The following is an 18651-nucleotide window of genomic DNA, read 5'->3' as shown; positions in this document are numbered from 1 at the left end:
AACACTACTGTGCCCAACCACCGAACTTTCGTACATTCGCCTTTGTAACGCATGGGAACATTTCAGATAGATAATACCATTAAAGAGCAGGAAAAAGCTGTACTCATAGGCCTGGTAAGTAAAGAACAAGACGAAGAAACTACTAAAGAATATTTAGATGAATTGGAGTTCTTGGCAGAAACAGCAGGAGCCATTACGGTTAAGCGCTTTTGGCAAAAACTACCACACCCCGATGTGGCAACTTACCTCGGTAAAGGCAAAATGGAAGAAGTAGCCAATTATGCAAAAGAAAACGGTATTGATTTAATACTTATAGACGATGAAGTTTCGCCTTCACAATTGCGCAATATCGAAAAAGCCACCAAATGCAAAGTGCTTGACCGAAGCATGCTTATACTCGATATTTTTGCCCAACGTGCCAGAACCCTGCAAGCCAAAACACAAGTAGAATTAGCACAACTGCAATACATGCTACCTCGCTTAAAAGGATTATGGTCGCACCTCGACCGCGTAAAAGGCGGTATTGGCATGAAAGGTGCCGGAGAAAAAGAAATTGAAACCGACCGCAGGATTGCACAAACTAGAATTGCACTCTTAAAAAAGCAACTCAAAGAAATAGACAAACAAAATGAAACCCGCAGAAAACACCGCAGCGAAATGATTCGCGTGGCACTGGTGGGCTACACCAATGTGGGCAAAAGCACCCTAATGAATTTACTTGCAAAAGAGCAAGTATTTGCCGAAAACAAACTCTTTGCAACCTTAGATACCACCGTTAGAAAAGTAGTTTTTAACACCGTACCTTTTTTGCTGAGCGACACCGTTGGTTTTATTAGAAAACTACCGCACCACTTGGTAGAAAGTTTTAAAAGCACTTTAGACGAAACCCTCGAAGCCGATATTCTACTGCATGTGGTAGATATTTCGCACCAAGCTTTTCAAGACCAAATAAATGTGGTAAACGGTATTTTAGAAGAATTGAAAGCCAACGATAAACCCACCATTATTGTCTTCAATAAAATGGATTTATACGAACAAAAACAGTTCGATGAATTTTTACCGCAAGACATAAAGAAAAGTTTGTTGCAAGAATTAGAGCAAAGCTGGATGGCAAAAACAAACGACAATGCCATCTTTGTGAGCGCCACCTCTAACCGCAACACAGCCGAACTGCGCGAAAAAATTTTCAGAAAAGTAAAAGAACTGTATTTGGAACGCTATCCGTACAAAGCCGGCTACTGGACCGAATACTTTTAGTACTAAACTATTAAATATTGAGCAATGGCAAGCATTCTAGCAACACGCTATTTACTTAAGCAGTTGGGCAGCAAGGCAATCTATCTTGTATTGCTCTTTGCATCCTTCACGCTTTCCACCACCGCACAAAACAACGAATACGCCATTACCAACCAATGTATTCTTCAATTAAAACCCAATACTACTATTGAAGACTTCTTGCAAAACACTTCAGACATTGTATTGAAAGAAACACTCTCTGGCAGCATGAAAATTTTTCTTCTCGAAAAAAAAATCGGACATTTTAGTACAGAAGAATTAGCAGCCATAGCACAGAGCAAGCAAGTAATAGCCGCACAATACAACCACGATGTAACCCGCAGAAGTTTTATTCCCAACGATCCATATTTTACCCAGCAATGGAATATGCTCAACACAGGGCAGCTAAATGGCAAACCCGGTACCGACATAAATGCAACCAAAGCATGGGAAATAAACACTTCGCCACTTACTAAAACAGGCGATACTTTAGTAGTAGCCGTATTTGATGAATACTTTGATCTTACTCAACAAGACCTTAACTTTTTTGTAAACAGAAACGAAATTCCCAACAATGGAATAGACGATGATGGTAATGGATTTATAGACGATTACAACGGCTGGAATGCATACAACAATACAGGCGATGTGGTTGGCAGCGGAGGCAGCAATCACTCTACCGGAATTTCGGGTGTAATTGGCGCTTATACCAACAACACTATTGGAGTATCGGGAGTGGTAAGCGGTGTAAAAATTCTACCGGTTGGCGCATCTTCTACACAAGAATCGGTTGTAATAAAAGGCTACGATTATGTAATTGAAATGCGTAAACTTTGGAATCAAACAAACGGTATTAAAGGTGCTTTTGTGGTAGCAGGAAATTCTTCTTTCGGAGTAGATAAAGGTAATCCTATCAACTTTCCCATTTGGTGCGCCTTATACGATACAATGGGCAAATTAGGAATACTGAATGCAGCCGCAACTACCAATCAGGCTTTGGATGTAGATGCCCAAGGCGATATTCCAACCACCTGCCCAAGCAAATGGCTTATTAGTGTAAATGGATTTTCTGCCAGCGAATATCGCTATGGAGGATATGGTTTAAATAATATAGATGTGGCAGCTCCGGCTACCAGTATTATTTCAACTTTTGTTGGAAACAACTATGGTTCGCAATCGGGCACATCGCTTGCCTGCCCGCATGTTGCAGGAACCATAGCTGCAATGTATGCAGAGGCTTGCCCTGCTTTTATCAACCAATATTTAGCAGCACCCGACTCTTTATCGCTTTACATAAAAGATTGGATGCTTAATGCCGTTACACAATCTGCTCCATTCCGCAATAAATCTACTTCCGATGGACGTTTAAACTTGTATCAGGCAATACTCAATACTCATAATTTTGATTGTAACAATTGTAATGCAGCACCATCAACACAAATTATTCCCATTCGTTGCAAAGGTGAAAACAATGGAGCGATTAGTATTGCTTTACAAAACAGCAACAGTTTTTCGGTAGAGTGGAGCGATGGCGATACTGCACGATACCGCACAGATTTAAAACCCGGACTCTACCGCATTTCTATTACAGATGCCAATAACTGCACTAGCGAAAGTGTAGTTATTATGCAAGAACCCGACACGCTCTTTATCAGCAATGTTTCAATTGTGCCGCCTATTAATGGCACCGGAAATATTGTAGTAACTGCCAATGGAGGTGGCGATAGCTTACGCTATTCGCTAGATGGAAGCACCTGGCAACTGCTCAATATTTTCACCATTTTGCAAGTTGGAAACTATGTGGTGTATGTACAAAATGAAAGTGGCTGTATTGTTTCGCAAAATGTGGTGGTAAATCATGTTGAAAATACACCCAACGCTTACATTGTAAACATGGCACCCAATCCAACTAACCAACTACTACAGCTTACTTATTGGGCAACACAGCCACAGCAAGAACAATGGACAATTGTGGATGTTGCCGGCAAGCAAATCCTTCAGCTCAACACAACGGTTGCCGCTGGCTTAAACACCATACCCATTGCAACAGAAACACTTGCCAATGGCCTGTATTTTTTAAAAAGCAGTTCCGCAGGTTTGCTTTCAAAATTTATGGTATTGCACTAAATATATTAAACAATATTTCAATATACTTTACGCTTACAACCCAACTGTTAATAAGTGCAAAATAATCAAGGATAAATTTGTCCTTATTTCATTAACATCTACTCTTGCAGTACACATTCTTGATAGTATTTCTTTATGAATACGCATCTAAATATCAAAAGTACAGTACTGCTGTTTTTGATATTTTGCCTCCAACAAAATATCGCAGCACAAAGCGATTCTGTGCAAACTTTGCCAACAAAACAGCACCAAGTTACCTTTGCGGCACAAGTAAGACCTCGCGCAGAGATAAGGTACGGCAATTTTCAACCAATGCCTGCAAATCAAAAGATTGCAGCACTCATAAGCCAGCGCACCAGGCTATCATTTAACTACCAATATAAGCAACTGCTATCGCTACAAATTACACCGCAAAGCGTAACCATTTGGGGGCAAGAAAATCTAACGCAAGGCACTGTAACTAAAAATAGTTTAGCATTATTTGAAGCATGGTTTAAACTCTATGCAGGTTCTGCTGCATCCTTTACTGTTGGTCGCCAAGTAATCTCGCTAGACGATGAACGATTCTTTGGAGAACTAGACTGGGCGCAAGGTGCAAGAGCACACGATGCAGTGTCTTTTCAGTTTGAAAAACCCCAAGGCGCACTCCGCGTGTATGCCGCATACAATCAAAACTACAAAGCCATTTATGGCAACAACCTCAGTAACGTATCGGGCAACCTGTTTTCGCCAATAGATGCGGCTCCTTACAAGTGGATGCAAACCGCGTGGGGAAGATACAATGTTCATACACAACATGCCATTAGTGCATTGGTTACCAACTTAGGTTTTCAAGATGCAAAAGATGCAGCCGACTCTGCAAAAACATACTTCACACAAGTATTGGGGCTTAACTATTTCTACACCGGAGCACATTGGCAATTTACAGCATCAGGCTACTACCAAATGGGCAAAAATCTGCAAGGAAAAAATACCAGCGCATACTTAGCAGCTATCAACTTAAACAGAAAAATAGGGAAACAATGGAATATAGGAATTGGTGGCGACCTAGTGAGCGGCAACGATGTTGGCACCGGAAATTCAAGCATCAATAAAGCATTTGTGCCTTTCTTTGGCACCAACCACAAGTTTTATGGCTCTATGGATTATTACTATGCAGGCAATGCACATAAAAATTCGGGTTTAGTAGATGCCTATTTTAAAACAAACTACCATCCAAGTAAAAAAGTATCGCTGGCATTGGCCTTCCACCAATTTACATCGCCCAATAAACTAGAAGATGCTGGCAAAACATTAGCATCAAATTTAGGACAAGAAATAGATTTAGACTGCGCTTACAACATTCACAAATTTGTAAAACTAATTGGAGGCTATTCCATGTATGTGGCTACACCTTCCACCAACTTTCTAAAAAACGTAACACCATCAAACCCTTTGCAGCATTGGGTTTGGTTAAGCATAAATGTAAATGCCAACTTTTTAAACATGAAATTCTAATTTAATTCGTAACCAAAAAAAAGTATGTTATGCAAACCAAAGTATTATTAATGTCGGGGCTGCTCATAGCAATTGCCCTAAGTTCTTGCCAAAGCAATTCAAACTCCAATACAGCCCAATCTGGCACTGCGGGTCCGGCAGCCATTGATATGGTGGCAGAAGGAACACCGGAAGTTGCTGAAGTTACAGGAGCGCCCAATGTACCTGCTCCGGTTGGAAACAGAGGCCCCAAAAAGTGGATTGTAAATTTGGAAACAACTGAAACCGAAGGTGAAATTGCCGATGGCAAAAAATATACCTTTTGGACATTTAACCACACCGTACCCGGAAGTTTTATCCGTGTGCGCGAAGGCGATGAAGTAGAGCTTCACTTAAAAAATGATGCCAACAGTATCTTGCCTCACAATATTGATTTACACGCAGTAACCGGCCCCGGAGGTGGAGCAGAGCCAACTTCGGCAGTGCCGGGCAAAGAAGCCGTTTTTACCTTTAAAGCCCTTAATCCGGGATTATATGTGTACCACTGTGCAGCACCTCCTGTACCTATGCACATTGCCAATGGTATGTATGGTCTTATTTTGGTAGAACCTGCCGGAGGACTTAAAAAAGTAGATAGAGAATACTATATCATGCAAGGCGAATTTTATACAAAAGCCCGTGCCAATGGTGTGCTTGAATTCGATAACGACAAAGGCAATACAGAAATTCCGGATTATGTATTGTTCAACGGTAAAAAAGGCTCATTGCTTGGTAAAAATATGTTGGAAGCTAAAGTAGGTGAAACTGTTCGCCTATTTATAGGAAACGGAGGTCCCAACCTTATTTCTTCTTTCCATGTAATTGGTGAAATATTCGACAATGTATATCTAGAAGGAGGAAGCACCGTATCGCACAATATCCAAACTACCGTTATTCCTGCAGGTGGATCCGCCATTGTGGAATTTAAAGTAGAAGTGCCGGGCGAATACGTATTGGTAGATCACTCTATTTCACGAGCTTTCAACAAAGGTGCCATTGGCAAACTAAAAGTAACCGGAGCAGAAAACCCTAAGGTTTACAAAAAAGGAGCCATGTAACCCAAGCATAACACATCCATGAAAACGGTTCATCTAATTACAAATATTTTGTTCTTTTGTTTGGTAAGCTCCTCCTGCCAAAAGCAGGAGGCAGCTTCTACTGCTGAAAAAAGCACTTCGCTAACTCCTATTACAAGCCATACAAAAATGGTGAAAGTAGATGGCGGCAACTATCAGCCATTCTATGGTACCGATAGCAGCTTAGTAAAAGTTGAACCGTTTTTAATAGATGAAACACCCGTTACCAACGCAGAATTTTTACTCTTTGTAAAAGCAAATCCGCAATGGCAACGCTCACAAGCAAAACAACTCTTTGCCGATACCGCCTACCTGCGCGATTGGCAGTCCGATACCTTACTTCCCAAAAATGCCTTACCCGATGCACCCGTTACATACGTATCGTGGTTTGCAGCTAAAGCATACGCAACTGCCGTAGGCAAACGCTTGCCCACCTTAGACGAATGGGAATTTATTGCTATGGCAGACCAAACATCAATAAATGCACGGCAAAAAAAATCGTACTCCGATGCCATCGTAAATTTATACCTCATAAAAAATCGTCAGTACAACGCAATAAAACAATCGCCTCCAAACTACTGGGGGATCTACAATGTATTTGATTTAGTTTGGGAATGGACAGATGATTTTAACTCCGTACTTATTACAAACGATTCGCGCTCCGGAGACTTCGGCAATAAAAACTTAGTGTGTGCCGGCAGTGCCACCAGCGCTACCGATGTAATGAACTATGCAGCATTTATGCGCTTTAGCCTGCGCAGTAACCTCAAAGCCAATTACACCATCAGCAGTTTAGGTTTTAGATGTGCCAAAAATATTTCAAACTAGGTATTATGAAACAGTTACTTCTCATAATCATCAGCATCAGTTTGCTGTTTTCGTGCAACCGCACTACGCCCCAGAAAGCATTGCCATCCGATTCAATTTTCCACCTTCAATCTAACTGGCAAAACCAATATGGCGACACACTAAAATTGAATAAACTCAGAGGCAAAACATTGGTGGTAGTAATGATATACACAAGCTGCAAAGCTGCATGTCCATTACTAATTGCCGATATGAAACAAATAGAAAAACAAATAGACCCAAGCAACTTAAATAAAGTATCGCTTGTGCTGGTTTCTATAGACCCCGAAACCGATACACCCGAACACCTCAAAGAGTTTGCACAATCCAATAAAATGGATGCTGCACACTGGATATTTCTACGCGGCAACGATGTTGCCACTAAAGAATTTGCCAATGTACTTTCTATGAAATACAAAAAAATATCGCCCATAGATTTTTCGCACTCCAACATTATTAGTGTGTTTAACTCCGAGGGCGAATTGGTAAGCCAAGAAGAAGGTACCAACATCAATACCGAAAAAGTTGCCAAACAGGTAAATAGTATTGCAAAAACAAATTGAATTAGTAGCACATAGAAATTGTAACCGCAACTGCATGTTTTCAAAATCCACCGAATACGCTTTACGAGCAACGATTTATATTGCCATAAAATCGTCTGAAGAAAACAAAGTAGGCATTCAAGAAATAGCCGAAGGCATTGGCGCGCCCAAAGCATTTGTGGCTAAAGTTTTACAGCAACTTACCAAAAAAGAAAAAAGCATAATTGTATCTATGCCTGGCCGCTCCGGTGGATTTTACATTACAGAAGAGCAAAAGAAAAAATCAATATACAGCGTAATTGAAGCAATGGACGAAACCAACGTAATTACCGATTGTGTACTCGGCTTACCACATTGTAGCGATGAGCATCCATGTTCCATGCACAAAACATACAAAGGCATAAAAATTGAACTGCTGAATATGTTTAAACAAAAATCTATCAATGATATTGTAAACTCCAAAGACCGCTTAATTCCAATAAACCTTACTTATCCTAAGTAACTTTTGGCAATTATATTTTACTTACAAACTGCTATACAACTGCATAGTTTTCTTCGCCATTTCAGTTGCCGAAAATTGTTGCAATTGCAATTTTCCGTTTGCAATAAACGCAGCCCGTTTTGCACTATGCTCTAACAATGTTTCCATAGCTGCAAGCATATCTGAAACACTACTTGAATCAATATAAAAAGCACCATTGCCTCCGGTTTCCTCAAATACCTTTCCGTGCGAAGTTATTACCGGCACACCGCTGGCAAATGCCTCCAAAATTGGTAAACCAAAACCTTCGCTCAACGAAGGATACAGCACCATTTTGGCAGCACTGTATAATGCCGGCATATCGGTTGTTGCAATATTCTTCTTTACAATAATTTTGTTTTGCAATCCCGCAAGCGCAACTTCTCTAAGCACCTGCTTTTCTTTATTGCCTCCACCTCCGGTAAACAGTAAGAATAAGTGATTATGCTTCTTTACCAAAGAAGCAAATGCTGCAATAGAAAGTGCATGATTTTTACGACCTAAAAAACTTCCGGGCTGTAAAATAAAGTGCTCCGGCAGTTCATATTTTTCTCTTACTAACTGTATGGCTTCTTTACTGCTATGGTTGCAAAAAACATCGTTGATAGCATGAGGAATTACTTCTATTTTCTTTTCCGGCACTTGCAAAAAGCGCATTAAGTCTTCCTTCGTTTGCGTGCTGTTTACCGTTATTTTATCGGCATTCTTGGCAGCATATTTTGTTTTCAAGGCATAAAAAAAACGGTCGAATGCGGGAAAATCCTTTGGGTGTTTTAAATACAACACATCGTGAATAGTTACCACATTCTTGCAAAAAAAACGATGTGCATTCAATGGTAATTCGTTTGATAAACCATGAAAAATTTCAACCTTATGTTGTGCAAGTTGCTGTGCCAAACCCCACGAACGCCAATAGGCAGGCACAAGTTTGTGTTTACTGAGTTGTGGCAACACAATAGTAGCACCTGGTGTAAATACTTCATATAAAGCCTCTTGCACCTTGGGGGTAAAAAGGAAATAATCATTTTCCGGAAAACCCTTTTCTAATGCAGCAATAAGCGTACGGCTGTAGTTTCCTAAACCCGTAGTATTATTAAACGCTCGCTTAGCATCAAATGCAATTCGCATACAGCAAATAAGAACCGAAAAAAGGAAACAGTAAAAAGAAAGTGTAAACGGAATGCTATAATGTTATTTTTGCAGGGTTGCACACCGCTCTGCCGCCTCAATTTTGGGGGAGGAAAGTCCGGACAACACAGAGTACCGTGCCACCTAACGGATGGTTTCTGCTCATGCAGAAAAGATAGTGCCACAGAAAATAACTACCCAACGGCTTGCCGGAGGGAAAAGGTGAAAATGTGCGGTAAGAGCGCACGTTCTGCCTCTGTAAATTGGCAGGAGGGTAAACCTCACGGGTTGAAAGCTCATGTACACTTGCGCTAGAGGGTTACTCGCCCGATGCAAGGGGGTTGAGTGCTACAGGTTTTGCGTGAGCAAAATCGCAGATAAATGGCAGAGATTTGCACAAAATGCAAATACAGAATCCGGCTTATAGGTGTGCAACTTTTTTATTTCCCTTTTGCTGCTTGCAAGGTATTGAGCAATAGCGAAACCACCGTCATTGGCCCCACTCCGCCCGGCACAGGTGTAATATAGCTGCATTTGGGCGCTACCTCGCTAAATTTTACATCGCCCTTTAAGCTAAAACCCGATTTTTTGGTAGCATCTGCAACACGCGTAGTACCTACATCTATTACCACTGCTCCTTCTTTTACCATATCTGCCGTAAGAAACTCCGGTTTACCGAGTGCTGCAATAATTATATCGGCTTGCAATGTGCGCTCTTTTAAATTTTTTGTTCTGCTATGGCAAACCGTTACAGTAGCATTGCCGGTATTGCTTTGGTTGCTCAACAATATACTTGCCGGGCGCCCCACAATATTGCTCCTGCCAATTACCACCACTTCTTTTCCCGATGTTTCTATATTGTAATGCTCCAATAGTTTGGTAATTCCCAATGGAGTAGCACTTACAAACGTTGGCAAACCTAAAGTTAGCTTTCCCACATTTACCGGATGAAATCCATCTACATCTTTTTCCGGCTTTACGGCAAGCAGCACCTTATCGGCATCAATATGCTTGGGCAGCGGAAGTTGCACTATAAACCCATCTATTTCAGGATTATTATTCAACTTCTCTACTTCTTTCAGCAAGAACTCCTCTGTGATGTTATCTTCAAAATGAAGCAAGGTAGATTGAAACCCAACCTGCTCGCATGCCTTTACTTTATGCCCTACATAGGTGAGGCTTCCGCCATCGTTTCCCACCAAAATTGCTGCTAAATGTGGCGCTCTTTTTCCGCCATCAACCAGTATTTTCACCTCTGCTGCAATTGAATTTTTAATAGAATCGGCAACACCTTTACCATCAATAAGTTTCATGTGGCGAATATAAAAATTACAAGTACATGCCGCCTAAGCAGCTATAAACACTTGTAGTATAATGGTATTGCAACTATTGCTTCACAAACTTTTTACTTAATGTACCCGATGCTGTTTTTACCGAAACAAAATATACGCCTGTTCCCAATGCTGTAATATCAACTGGCGCATTGTTAAGCAATTGTTGGTGCAGTACTTTTCTTCCAAGCATATCGCTTATTTCTACAGTTTCTACGGTAGCTGCATTGGTAGTTACATATAGCATATTGCCTGCCGGATTAGGATAAATATTTAAAACTGCATTGCTATAAATTTCTTTTAAGCCTACAGTTGGATTATTATAGGTAAGGTTTAAAACAGGAGCCAGTTCCGGATTGCTTCCGTCATAGAATACCACTTTTCCACCTGTGGCGGTAGGTGCACTAACTACGAATTGAGTGGACGCATTTTTATTAATGTATGGGAAAAGTGAAGCCGGAATATCTAAGCGAATCCAGTGATTATTGCCACCATTAGAACCAAACAAACAAGGCGTTCCGGCAGCATTGCCGCTATCTGTAAAATCTGCTGCTTCTACTATTGCCGAAGCTCCAAAGTTTCCGCTTTTTACTTTTACCTCTAAATTATTGCCAATAGGATTGGTACCGCTCAAACTCTTCCTTCTTAAAAATATACTTGCCTTAGAAAGTGTAGTATCTGCCATATCGGTAGTGTTAAACGAAAGTACCATTGCAAACTTTTCGCCTGCATCTTCTCCCATTACCAAACTATCTGCCACAGTTCCTGCAGAGGAAACAGTACCCGAATTGCCATTTCCTTCAGGCAAATAGTACTTATCGTCCATTAAATATTTATGGTAAAATTTTTGTGTGTGATACTCAATTAAATCTAAAAATCCTTGGGGCGAAAGGTGAAAACAATCTTTGGTAATTAAATAATCGCGCATAGAATTTTTAGGCGATGGATAATTGGGATCTCCTTCCGGTAGTGGAACAGAAAATGCAGGATAAGTTCCGCTCGGAGCAACGCCCAGCGGTTGCAACTGCCCAAATGTATATTGCATTAAGCCCGTAGCTTTTACAAAGTCCACTTGCGGATCTGTTTGAGCAAAACTATCAACAGCATCAGAAAAGTCGTTTAGCAAACTATTGATGGTAATAAAATCCGGATTTTCCATTTTTTGCCAAGTACCATTAAATGGATGATTGTTTCCCAAACCCGAGGTTGGAATTACTTCTCCAAAATTTGGATAGCAATAGCCGCTCCAAAAAATTTTAATTCCCGGGCGACAACTCTTAATAAAATCTATTACCTGAATAAGGCGAGCAGAAACATCTTGCTTCAACGAATCTGTTTTGCTTTGCGAATAACTCACTTTCCAACTCCCCAAAATATCGTTGCCTCCAATGCTTAAATGCACTACTTCAATAGAAGGATTATCGTTCAACAACTTTCTAATTTCATTTTGCTTCGTTGCTGTAAGAAAATCATCTGTTTCAGCACCATTTTCTGCTACCGTAGAATTACTCACAAACTTAAACCCCGAATGTCCCCACTTCGTCAATGCATTATTGATAGTGCCATCCACACTCATAAAAAACGCCCAACTATCGCCCACCAACAAAACTTTGGGAATTTGTGTTTCGGTACATTGCGAATAAACAGTGGTAGAAAATAAGCTCAGTGCCATTGCAAAAGCTACAATCTGCTTCATAATTTGCTTGTGTTTGATTTTTTTAAAGGTGCTGAAAATAGCGATTTTTTATTCTCCCAGACCACATTAACATATTAAAGAGTCTTACAATTTCCTAAGATGGTTTCAACAAAAAAATCACTTAAAGTATGTAAAGGGTTTCCTTTTCTCGTTTTTCACCTTACTTTTGCCGCGCTTTTAAAAAAACATATAAAAAATGGCTTCAAACATTACACTTACCATGATAAAACCCGATGCGGTTGCAGATGGTTTTACCGGAAAAATATTAGACCAAATTATTGCTGCCGGTTACAAAATTCAAGCAATGAAACTTACACGTCTTTCTAAAGAAAAAGCGGAAGAGTTTTATGCTATTCACAAAGAACGTCCGTTTTTTGGAGAATTGGTTGCCTTTATGACCGAAGGTCCAATTGTGGCTGCTGTTCTTGAAAAAGAAAACGCAGTAGAAGATTTTAGAAAACTAATTGGAGCCACCAATCCTGCCAACGCAGAAGAAGGAACAATTAGAAAACTATATGCTAAAAATATTGAGCGCAATGCTATACACGGTAGCGACAGCAATGAGAATGCAGCTATTGAAGCAGCATTCCACTTTAGCGGAGTAGAGCGCTTCTAAACGCAACATACAACCTACGAAAACAAAGGGCTGCTATTATTGGCAGCCTTTTTAGTTTCAGTTCAACTCCCAACGCAAGCAAACGCTTTATAGAATTTCTCTATTCTTAAGGTAAACCCTATATTTGTGCCAAACGGACAAACCCATTCGCTGATGAACCCTGAGCGGAACCAAACCTTAACTAATATTGCCCTGCAATGTAAATCCTTATTAGGGCTGAATTTTGATGTGCTGCTGCAACCACTATTGGAGCAGTATAGGAAAGCTATTGAAAACTCCCAAACAGATGAAGCTGCCCAAGCAGCCTTTTCAGTTACACAAACACTTTTTAACCAGCAACAATTTGAACTGCAGCAACAATGCAGTTTATTCTTTATTCAAGATTTAAACACTCAAAAACTCAGTATTTATACCGGTGAAATTTACAGACTCTTAGCTTTAAACTATACACTAAGCAAGCAGCACGAAGCAGCAGAAAAAACATATACCGAAGCCTTCGCGCACCTAACACTTGCACCTACCGAAGACCAGCGCCTAAAATGGAAAATTTTTGGATCGCTTTGGTATAATCGAGCTTCGCCTGCCCGCTCGCAAGAGAGCAAAGAAAAACTGGTGGTGTACACGCGTAATGCACTCCACTTTTTTGAGCACTTAAACGATGTAGATGGAATGTCGCTTTGCTTAAACCGCTTAGCACTTTTATTACCCGAAAACCAATACACCGAAAAATTTGAACTCCTCCGCAGAATTTTATCTATCAATAGCGGCCCCAAGGGAAACAAAAGAAATATTACCATGGCGCGCTTTAATATTGGCTTTTGCACCTACCTTTCGGGAGAAGAAAACCTCGGTATTGCATACATGACAGAGGCAATATCGCTTATAGAGCAACACCTTACTAAGCGCCATGTAGGAATGGCTCATCTTCAAATGGCAAATGCATTTTTAAAACACCATAAAAAAGCACAAGCAATAGAGGCTTGCCAAAAAGCACTGCAAATTTTCAAAAATGTTGATATTGCATTCCATATTGCCGAAGCAGAAAGTATGCTACAAAAAATAGAATCGCTGCCATGAGTGTTGCCGATATTTTAAAAATCTACCGCGAACAATTACGCCTCATATACAATACCGCAGAAACCAGAAATATTACCAACATGGTAATGGAAGCAGTACTAAAACTCAATACCTTACAATTGGAAATGAGCCGCTACCAACTGCTTACTACTCACCAGCAAACACTACTGCATAATTACTTGCAGCGATTGATGCAGCACGAGCCCGTGCAGTATGTTTTAGGCAAAGCCGATTTTATGGGAATACAGTTAAATGTAAATAGCGCCACCCTTATTCCTCGGCCCGAAACAGAAGAACTGGTACACTGGGCAGCACAATGCTGCGGCAAACAATTTAAAGGCACCATTTTAGATATTGGTACCGGCAGCGGTTGCATAGCCATTGGCTTAAAAAAACTATTACCCACAGCCTCTGTTTTTGCCTGCGACATAAGCAATGCCGCATTGGAAATAGCAACCCAAAATGCACATATTCAGCATACAGAAATCACCTTCTTTCAATTGGATATTTTAAGCAGCAGCACACCTCCGCTAAATTTTGATGTAATAGTTAGCAACCCACCCTATATTCCCGAAAATGAACAACACCAAATGGCAAAAAATGTGGTGAATTTTGAACCCCACAGCGCCTTGTTTACACCCAATGCACAAGCACTCATTTTCTATGAACAAATTATTGCAAAATGTGCCGCAGGCATGCTGCAAAAAAATGGCAAACTTTTTTTTGAAACCCACTACCAACATGCCGAAGCGGTAAAACTGCTGATGGAAAATACCGGATTTGAATCCACTGAAATAAAAACCGATTTTTTCGGTAAAAACAGAATGGTGAGCGGCCAATGGAACAGCACCTTCCGGCACTAAACAAAATCGAATTACACTTCCAATTCAAGTCCGGTGAACGTCTTTCAAAAATATGTTAGCAAACAAAATTTTGCCATTTCAACTTGTAATTTATATTAGCATTGTGCAACAAAGCATAAACAATTCCGAATAATACCGATAAGCATGGTAAAGAAATTAGAATTCGCATCAGACATTCAGAATATAGCATTAGTAGAAAACTTTGTAGAAGAATTGCGTGCTGCCTATAACTTTGGCGATGACGCGTATGGAAATATTTTGGTGTGCCTTACCGAAGCTGCCAACAATGCCATTTTACACGGCAATAAAAACGATGCCTCAAAAAAGGTAGCTATTGCTGCCGAGCACGATGATAAACACAGCATTGTTTCGTTTACCATAAAAGACGAAGGTCCGGGTTTTGACTACAACAACCTACCCGACCCAACCAGCCCCGAAAACCTTGAAAAAACAAGCGGAAGAGGCGTGTTCTTAATTATGCAACTGGCCGATATGGTTATCTTTTCCGATAATGGCGCCACTTGCGAAATGCAGTTTAAAGTATAAACGGTGCCTGTATCTTTTCATACTGCCGATGTAGCATTTTCCATAAAAAACAAGTTACTGCTCAAGCAGTTCATACAGGAGCAATTCTTACTCAAAACCAATAAAAAAATTTCGTTATCGGTAGTGCTGTGCAGCGATGATTATTTGCTCGAAATAAACAAGCAATTCCTTCAACACGATTACTATACCGATATTATTACCTTCCCTTTAGAAGAAACCCCGCGCAAAACAGTGGCAGAAATATACATTAGCCTGCACCGCGTATGGGACAATGCAAAAAAACATCACCAAAGTTTTGACGATGAGTTTTACCGCGTTCTTTTCCACGGAGTAATTCATTTAGCCGGATTAAAAGATAAAACTAAAGCAGAAAAAAAAGCCATGACTAATGAAGAAAACGCATGGCTAACTTCATTTGCAAACCAATAACCTTTAGTAGGTTTTACTTAGTACTGCTTACCTTGGCAACAAATGTTTTCATCAACTCATCCTTAAAGTTGATTTTGTTTTCAGCCAATTCTGAGTTGAAAGAATAAATAGCAGCAGCAACCGCTTCTTCTAACTTAGTGTTACCACCTTTTAGTGCCTTTACTCTGCCCACCCAACCATCTGGATACATACCAAACCTAATTTCTACCACGCCATTAAACGAAGCATCGCTAATTTGCGCAGGCAAGCGCTGCAGTAAATAATCTTGCATTACACCTGCCAAGCGCGAAAGCGCCTGAGGAGAGCCCTCTCCTTTATTCTCGGGCGTTACCTGCACCTCCACACCCATGAGTTTTTTGGCGTCCATGCGTTGATTACCCGAAACATCAATATTGAAAGAAACATTGCACGCTACTGGTTTTCCTGCGTGTATGGCAGGTGCCCAACGTGGCATATTGGTTATCAACTGCACCACCTCCGCATCTACCTGTGGATTGATGCTTCCATGTAAATGCACATTACCTACTTTCCCTGTTTCTAAAATTGCGGCATGAACCTCCATAACTCCTCCGGCAGTTAATCCTTTTCTGCTTAATGAATTTTGCAGCGTATCGCGCAAATAATACACTAAAGATTTATCGCCACCCGGAAACTCCGGATAACTTTCGGCACTGGTACATTGGAAACTAAACACTTGCGCACTAGCAGCAAAAGAGGCTACTGCAAAGAATATTAGAATAGAAATCTTCTTCATAGAAATGGTTGAATGAAATAATCGGAAATGGTTTAACAACTTGCTAAAATTTGCGCTCAAATATAATAGAACCTATAAATGCTTCGCGCACATTTAATTGATAGCCGCTACCTTCATCTACCGGGCTTTCCAAACTTACCGAGGTAGCAGCCCTCATTCGTTCGTTGTGCAAAATTTCTTCTGCAGTAAGCTGGCGCTCATAAAGCGGCTCGGTGGCACTTCCCTCTTCAAAGGCAGCAGGTATATTTTCTCTTAGCAGTATTTCTCTTTTAGGTTTTGCTACAGGTTTAGGCTGCCTTGGCTTAGCAGGTTGGGGTTGAGTAGTTTGCAACTCACGTTTCACCTGCTCCATTGCTTCATCAAAAGTAGTGCGTGCCTTTTTGGGTGCAGCCGTAGGCTGTGCCGTTTTGGTAGGAGCTTTTTCATTTGCCTTCTTAATAGAAGTATAAATGAAATAGCCAATTCCAATGATGATGTAAATAATTACTTTGCCTTCCACGGTTTGAAAATAAGAAAGTTTCTATATCGAAAAACCTTTCTTTCTAATCTAAAGCCATGCCGGTACAATACCATGAACTGCTCTATCTTTCCAATATCTATAATCCTTGCACACACTTCCATATAATTTTATTTTTTTCACCGCCACATGAGTTACTTATTCAGAAAAAAATCGGTTGAAAAAGTATTGGCAGATGTTGCTTTAGGCAATAGCGATGCCGCACACAGCAATTCAAGCTTAAAACGTACGCTTAGCGTACGCGACCTTACTGCATTGGGTATAGCTGCCATAGTGGGTGCAGGTATATTTTCTACTATTGGGAAAGCAAGTTTCGATGGAGGTCCCGGCATTGTATTCTTATTTATTTTTGTAGCCATAGCCTGCGGCTTTTCGGCACTCTGCTATGCCGAGTTTGCCAGCATGGTTCCCGTTAGCGGTAGTGCATACACCTACGCCTACGTGGCTTTTGGCGAAATTGTTGCGTGGATAATAGGCTGGGATTTACTCATGGAATACGCCATTGGCAACATTGCTGTTGCTATTTCGTGGAGCGATTACTTTACAACACTCTTGGCAGGTTTGGGCTTTACAATTCCCGCTTACTTAACTATGGATTTTTGGACGGCACAAGCCATGCTTTCGCCCGAAGCAATTGCGGCATGGACAAATGCTCCTACCCTATTGGGCATTAAAATTATTTGCGATTTACCGGCTTTTTTTATTGTGGTTCTTATTACTTATATCACTTACATAGGCATACAGGAGTCGCGCAATAGCGCCAATGCAATGGTAGCTTTGAAACTTGCTGTAATCTTTATTGTGATAGTGGTAGGCGCCTTTTATGTAAAGCCCGAAAACTGGTCGCCATTTTTACCCAACGGCATTGCCGGAGTACTACGTGGCACTGCGGCTGTATTCTTTGCCTACATTGGATTTGACGCTATTTCTACCACTGCCGAAGAAGCTAAAAACCCACAACGCGATTTGCCGCGCAGCATGATTTATTCTCTCATTATTTGTACCGTTATTTATGTTGCTATAGCATTGGTACTCACGGGCATGGTAAACTATACGCAATTAGATGTAGGCGATCCACTTGCGTTTGTTTTTCAAAAAATAAACATGAGTTGGCTGGCCGGTATTATTGCAGTAAGTGCTGTTATTGCTACGGCTAGTGTAATGTTGGTTTTCCAAGTTGGGCAACCAAGAATTTGGTTGAGCATGAGCCGCGATGGATTGCTGCCAAAGGTATTTTCAAAGATTCATCCAAAATACCAAACACCATCTTTTAGCACTTTACTCACCGGTGTGGTGGTGGCCATCCCTGCCTTGTTCTTAAACATGAATGTGGTAATTGATTTAACCAGCGTGGGCACACTCTTTGCTTTTGTAATTGTGAGTGGCGGCATATTGAAATTACAACTGATGCCCAACCGCCCTAAGTCGAGTTTTAAAGTGCCGTATATCAACGGAAAATACATACTACCAATTTTATTTATAGTTGGTGCTGCTGTGTGGTGGATGTATTACAGCCAAAGTTTTATGGCAACAGATTTTTCTACCTGGGCAGGCATACGCCATATTATTCCTTACGTTGTGTTTGCACTGCTATGGTTCATAGTAGCGGTATTGGCTTTCTTAAAAAACCTTTCGCTTATTCCATCGTTGGGCTTACTGAGTTGCAGTTATTTATTATGCGAAAGCGGCACCAGCAATTGGGAACGCTTTTTAATTTGGCTGGTTGCCGGATTGGTAGTTTATTTTCTATACGGCAAAAAGAAAAGCAAACTGGCTGTATAAGGCAATAATAA

General features: G+C 40.7%; 18 protein-coding genes and 1 other RNA gene. 14 read left to right on the top strand and 5 right to left on the bottom strand.

Annotation, left to right across the window (positions count from 1 at the left end; all coding sequences use genetic code 11):
* Nucleotides 1–51 precede the first annotated feature (51 nt).
* The 7 genes from hflX to KF872_02845 all read left to right on the top strand — a co-directional run bounded on the left by hflX (nt 52) and on the right by KF872_02845 (nt 7883).
* Nucleotides 52–1257 (top strand): GTPase HflX, encoded by a 1206-nt coding sequence (gene hflX / locus KF872_02875; protein ID MBX2902474.1) that lies wholly within the window; start codon nt 52–54, stop codon nt 1255–1257.
* Between the two features lie 24 nt (nt 1258–1281).
* Nucleotides 1282–3402 carry a S8 family peptidase gene (locus KF872_02870; GenBank protein ID MBX2902473.1) on the top strand — a complete coding sequence of 707 codons (2121 nt, stop codon included), beginning with the start codon at nt 1282–1284 and terminating at the stop codon, nt 3400–3402.
* A gap of 135 nt (nt 3403–3537) precedes the next feature.
* Nucleotides 3538–4899 carry an alginate export family protein gene (locus KF872_02865; protein ID MBX2902472.1) on the top strand — a complete coding sequence of 454 codons (1362 nt, stop codon included), beginning with the start codon at nt 3538–3540 and terminating at the stop codon, nt 4897–4899.
* A 29-nt stretch (nt 4900–4928) separates the two neighbouring features.
* Nucleotides 4929–5975, top strand: coding sequence for a nitrite reductase, copper-containing (gene nirK, locus KF872_02860; GenBank protein MBX2902471.1), 1047 nt, complete (start codon nt 4929–4931; stop codon nt 5973–5975).
* 18 nt (nt 5976–5993) lie between these two features.
* Nucleotides 5994–6821, top strand: a complete 828-nt coding sequence (locus tag KF872_02855) for a formylglycine-generating enzyme family protein (protein ID MBX2902470.1) — start codon at nt 5994–5996, stop codon at nt 6819–6821.
* Between the two features lie 5 nt (nt 6822–6826).
* Nucleotides 6827–7402 carry an SCO family protein gene (locus KF872_02850; protein ID MBX2902469.1) on the top strand — a complete coding sequence of 192 codons (576 nt, stop codon included), beginning with the start codon at nt 6827–6829 and terminating at the stop codon, nt 7400–7402.
* A 34-nt stretch (nt 7403–7436) separates the two neighbouring features.
* A complete protein-coding gene (locus tag KF872_02845) occupies nt 7437–7883 on the top strand; it encodes an Rrf2 family transcriptional regulator (GenBank protein ID MBX2902468.1) in 447 nt (148 codons plus the stop codon).
* Nucleotides 7884–7904: 21 nt separating this feature from the next.
* Here KF872_02845 and KF872_02840 read toward each other — a convergent pair whose 3' ends face one another.
* Nucleotides 7905–9029, bottom strand: a complete 1125-nt coding sequence (locus KF872_02840) for a glycosyltransferase family 4 protein (protein MBX2902467.1) — start codon at nt 9027–9029, stop codon at nt 7905–7907.
* Between the two features lie 76 nt (nt 9030–9105).
* Here KF872_02840 and rnpB point away from each other — a divergent pair.
* Nucleotides 9106–9469, top strand: an RNA gene (gene rnpB, locus KF872_02835) — RNase P RNA component class A.
* Here the strand turns inward: rnpB and KF872_02830 are convergent.
* Together KF872_02830 and KF872_02825 are read right to left on the bottom strand one after the other, a co-directional pair.
* Nucleotides 9470–10342, bottom strand: coding sequence for a bifunctional 5,10-methylene-tetrahydrofolate dehydrogenase/5,10-methylene-tetrahydrofolate cyclohydrolase (locus tag KF872_02830; GenBank protein ID MBX2902466.1), 873 nt, complete (start codon nt 10340–10342; stop codon nt 9470–9472).
* Between the two features lie 73 nt (nt 10343–10415).
* The gene (locus tag KF872_02825; GenBank protein MBX2902465.1) at nt 10416–12056 is read right to left on the bottom strand and encodes a T9SS type A sorting domain-containing protein; all 1641 of its coding nucleotides are present in this window, start codon (nt 12054–12056) and stop codon (nt 10416–10418) included.
* Between the two features lie 196 nt (nt 12057–12252).
* Here KF872_02825 and KF872_02820 point away from each other — a divergent pair, with 196 nt between their 5' ends.
* The 5 genes from KF872_02820 to ybeY all read left to right on the top strand — a co-directional run bounded on the left by KF872_02820 (nt 12253) and on the right by ybeY (nt 15587).
* Entirely contained in the window at nt 12253–12672 is a 420-nt protein-coding gene (locus tag KF872_02820; GenBank protein MBX2902464.1) for a nucleoside-diphosphate kinase, read from the top strand.
* 126 nt (nt 12673–12798) lie between these two features.
* On the top strand, nt 12799–13749 hold the full coding sequence (locus KF872_02815) for a hypothetical protein (GenBank protein MBX2902463.1): 951 nt from the start codon (nt 12799–12801) through the stop codon (nt 13747–13749).
* Entirely contained in the window at nt 13746–14612 is an 867-nt protein-coding gene (prmC, locus tag KF872_02810; protein MBX2902462.1) for a peptide chain release factor N(5)-glutamine methyltransferase, read from the top strand. The genes KF872_02815 and prmC overlap by 4 nt, the downstream gene beginning before the upstream one ends.
* Nucleotides 14613–14756: 144 nt before the next feature.
* Complete coding sequence (locus KF872_02805) at nt 14757–15158, top strand: ATP-binding protein (protein MBX2902461.1); 402 nt, start codon at nt 14757–14759, stop codon at nt 15156–15158.
* 3 nt (nt 15159–15161) lie between these two features.
* A complete protein-coding gene (ybeY, locus tag KF872_02800) occupies nt 15162–15587 on the top strand; it encodes an rRNA maturation RNase YbeY (GenBank protein MBX2902460.1) in 426 nt (141 codons plus the stop codon).
* A 13-nt stretch (nt 15588–15600) separates the two neighbouring features.
* Here the strand turns inward: ybeY and KF872_02795 are convergent, their stop codons facing one another.
* Both KF872_02795 and KF872_02790 read right to left on the bottom strand, forming a co-directional pair.
* Nucleotides 15601–16341 (bottom strand): energy transducer TonB, encoded by a 741-nt coding sequence (locus KF872_02795; protein MBX2902459.1) that lies wholly within the window; start codon nt 16339–16341, stop codon nt 15601–15603.
* Nucleotides 16342–16384: 43 nt separating this feature from the next.
* Nucleotides 16385–16840, bottom strand: coding sequence for a hypothetical protein (locus tag KF872_02790; protein ID MBX2902458.1), 456 nt, complete (start codon nt 16838–16840; stop codon nt 16385–16387).
* Nucleotides 16841–16987: 147 nt separating this feature from the next.
* On the opposite strand from KF872_02790, the gene KF872_02785 reads away from it, so the two are divergent.
* On the top strand, nt 16988–18640 hold the full coding sequence (locus tag KF872_02785; protein MBX2902457.1) for an amino acid permease: 1653 nt from the start codon (nt 16988–16990) through the stop codon (nt 18638–18640).
* Nucleotides 18641–18651 lie beyond the last annotated feature (11 nt).

The sequence above is a fragment of the Chitinophagales bacterium genome, from assembly GCA_019638515.1.
Taxonomy (GTDB): Bacteria; Bacteroidota; Bacteroidia; order Chitinophagales; family LD1; genus UBA7692.
This window is presented reverse-complemented; position numbering and strand designations above follow the sequence as displayed.

What these genes read in the sequence shown, in the direction of transcription:
- hflX (MBX2902474.1), top strand. Translation starts at nt 52, where the DNA reads ATGGGAACATTTCAGATAGATAATACCATTAAAGAGCAGGAAAAAGCT.
- KF872_02870 (MBX2902473.1), top strand. Translation starts at nt 1,282, where the DNA reads ATGGCAAGCATTCTAGCAACACGCTATTTACTTAAGCAGTTGGGCAGC.
- KF872_02865 (MBX2902472.1), top strand. Translation starts at nt 3,538, where the DNA reads ATGAATACGCATCTAAATATCAAAAGTACAGTACTGCTGTTTTTGATA.
- nirK (MBX2902471.1), top strand. Translation starts at nt 4,929, where the DNA reads ATGCAAACCAAAGTATTATTAATGTCGGGGCTGCTCATAGCAATTGCC.
- KF872_02855 (MBX2902470.1), top strand. Translation starts at nt 5,994, where the DNA reads ATGAAAACGGTTCATCTAATTACAAATATTTTGTTCTTTTGTTTGGTA.
- KF872_02850 (MBX2902469.1), top strand. Translation starts at nt 6,827, where the DNA reads ATGAAACAGTTACTTCTCATAATCATCAGCATCAGTTTGCTGTTTTCG.
- KF872_02845 (MBX2902468.1), top strand. Translation starts at nt 7,437, where the DNA reads ATGTTTTCAAAATCCACCGAATACGCTTTACGAGCAACGATTTATATT.
- KF872_02840 (MBX2902467.1), bottom strand. Translation starts at nt 9,029, where the DNA reads ATGCGAATTGCATTTGATGCTAAGCGAGCGTTTAATAATACTACGGGT.
- KF872_02830 (MBX2902466.1), bottom strand. Translation starts at nt 10,342, where the DNA reads ATGAAACTTATTGATGGTAAAGGTGTTGCCGATTCTATTAAAAATTCA.
- KF872_02825 (MBX2902465.1), bottom strand. Translation starts at nt 12,056, where the DNA reads ATGAAGCAGATTGTAGCTTTTGCAATGGCACTGAGCTTATTTTCTACC.
- KF872_02820 (MBX2902464.1), top strand. Translation starts at nt 12,253, where the DNA reads ATGGCTTCAAACATTACACTTACCATGATAAAACCCGATGCGGTTGCA.
- prmC (MBX2902462.1), top strand. Translation starts at nt 13,746, where the DNA reads ATGAGTGTTGCCGATATTTTAAAAATCTACCGCGAACAATTACGCCTC.
- KF872_02805 (MBX2902461.1), top strand. Translation starts at nt 14,757, where the DNA reads ATGGTAAAGAAATTAGAATTCGCATCAGACATTCAGAATATAGCATTA.
- KF872_02795 (MBX2902459.1), bottom strand. Translation starts at nt 16,341, where the DNA reads ATGAAGAAGATTTCTATTCTAATATTCTTTGCAGTAGCCTCTTTTGCT.
- KF872_02785 (MBX2902457.1), top strand. Translation starts at nt 16,988, where the DNA reads ATGAGTTACTTATTCAGAAAAAAATCGGTTGAAAAAGTATTGGCAGAT.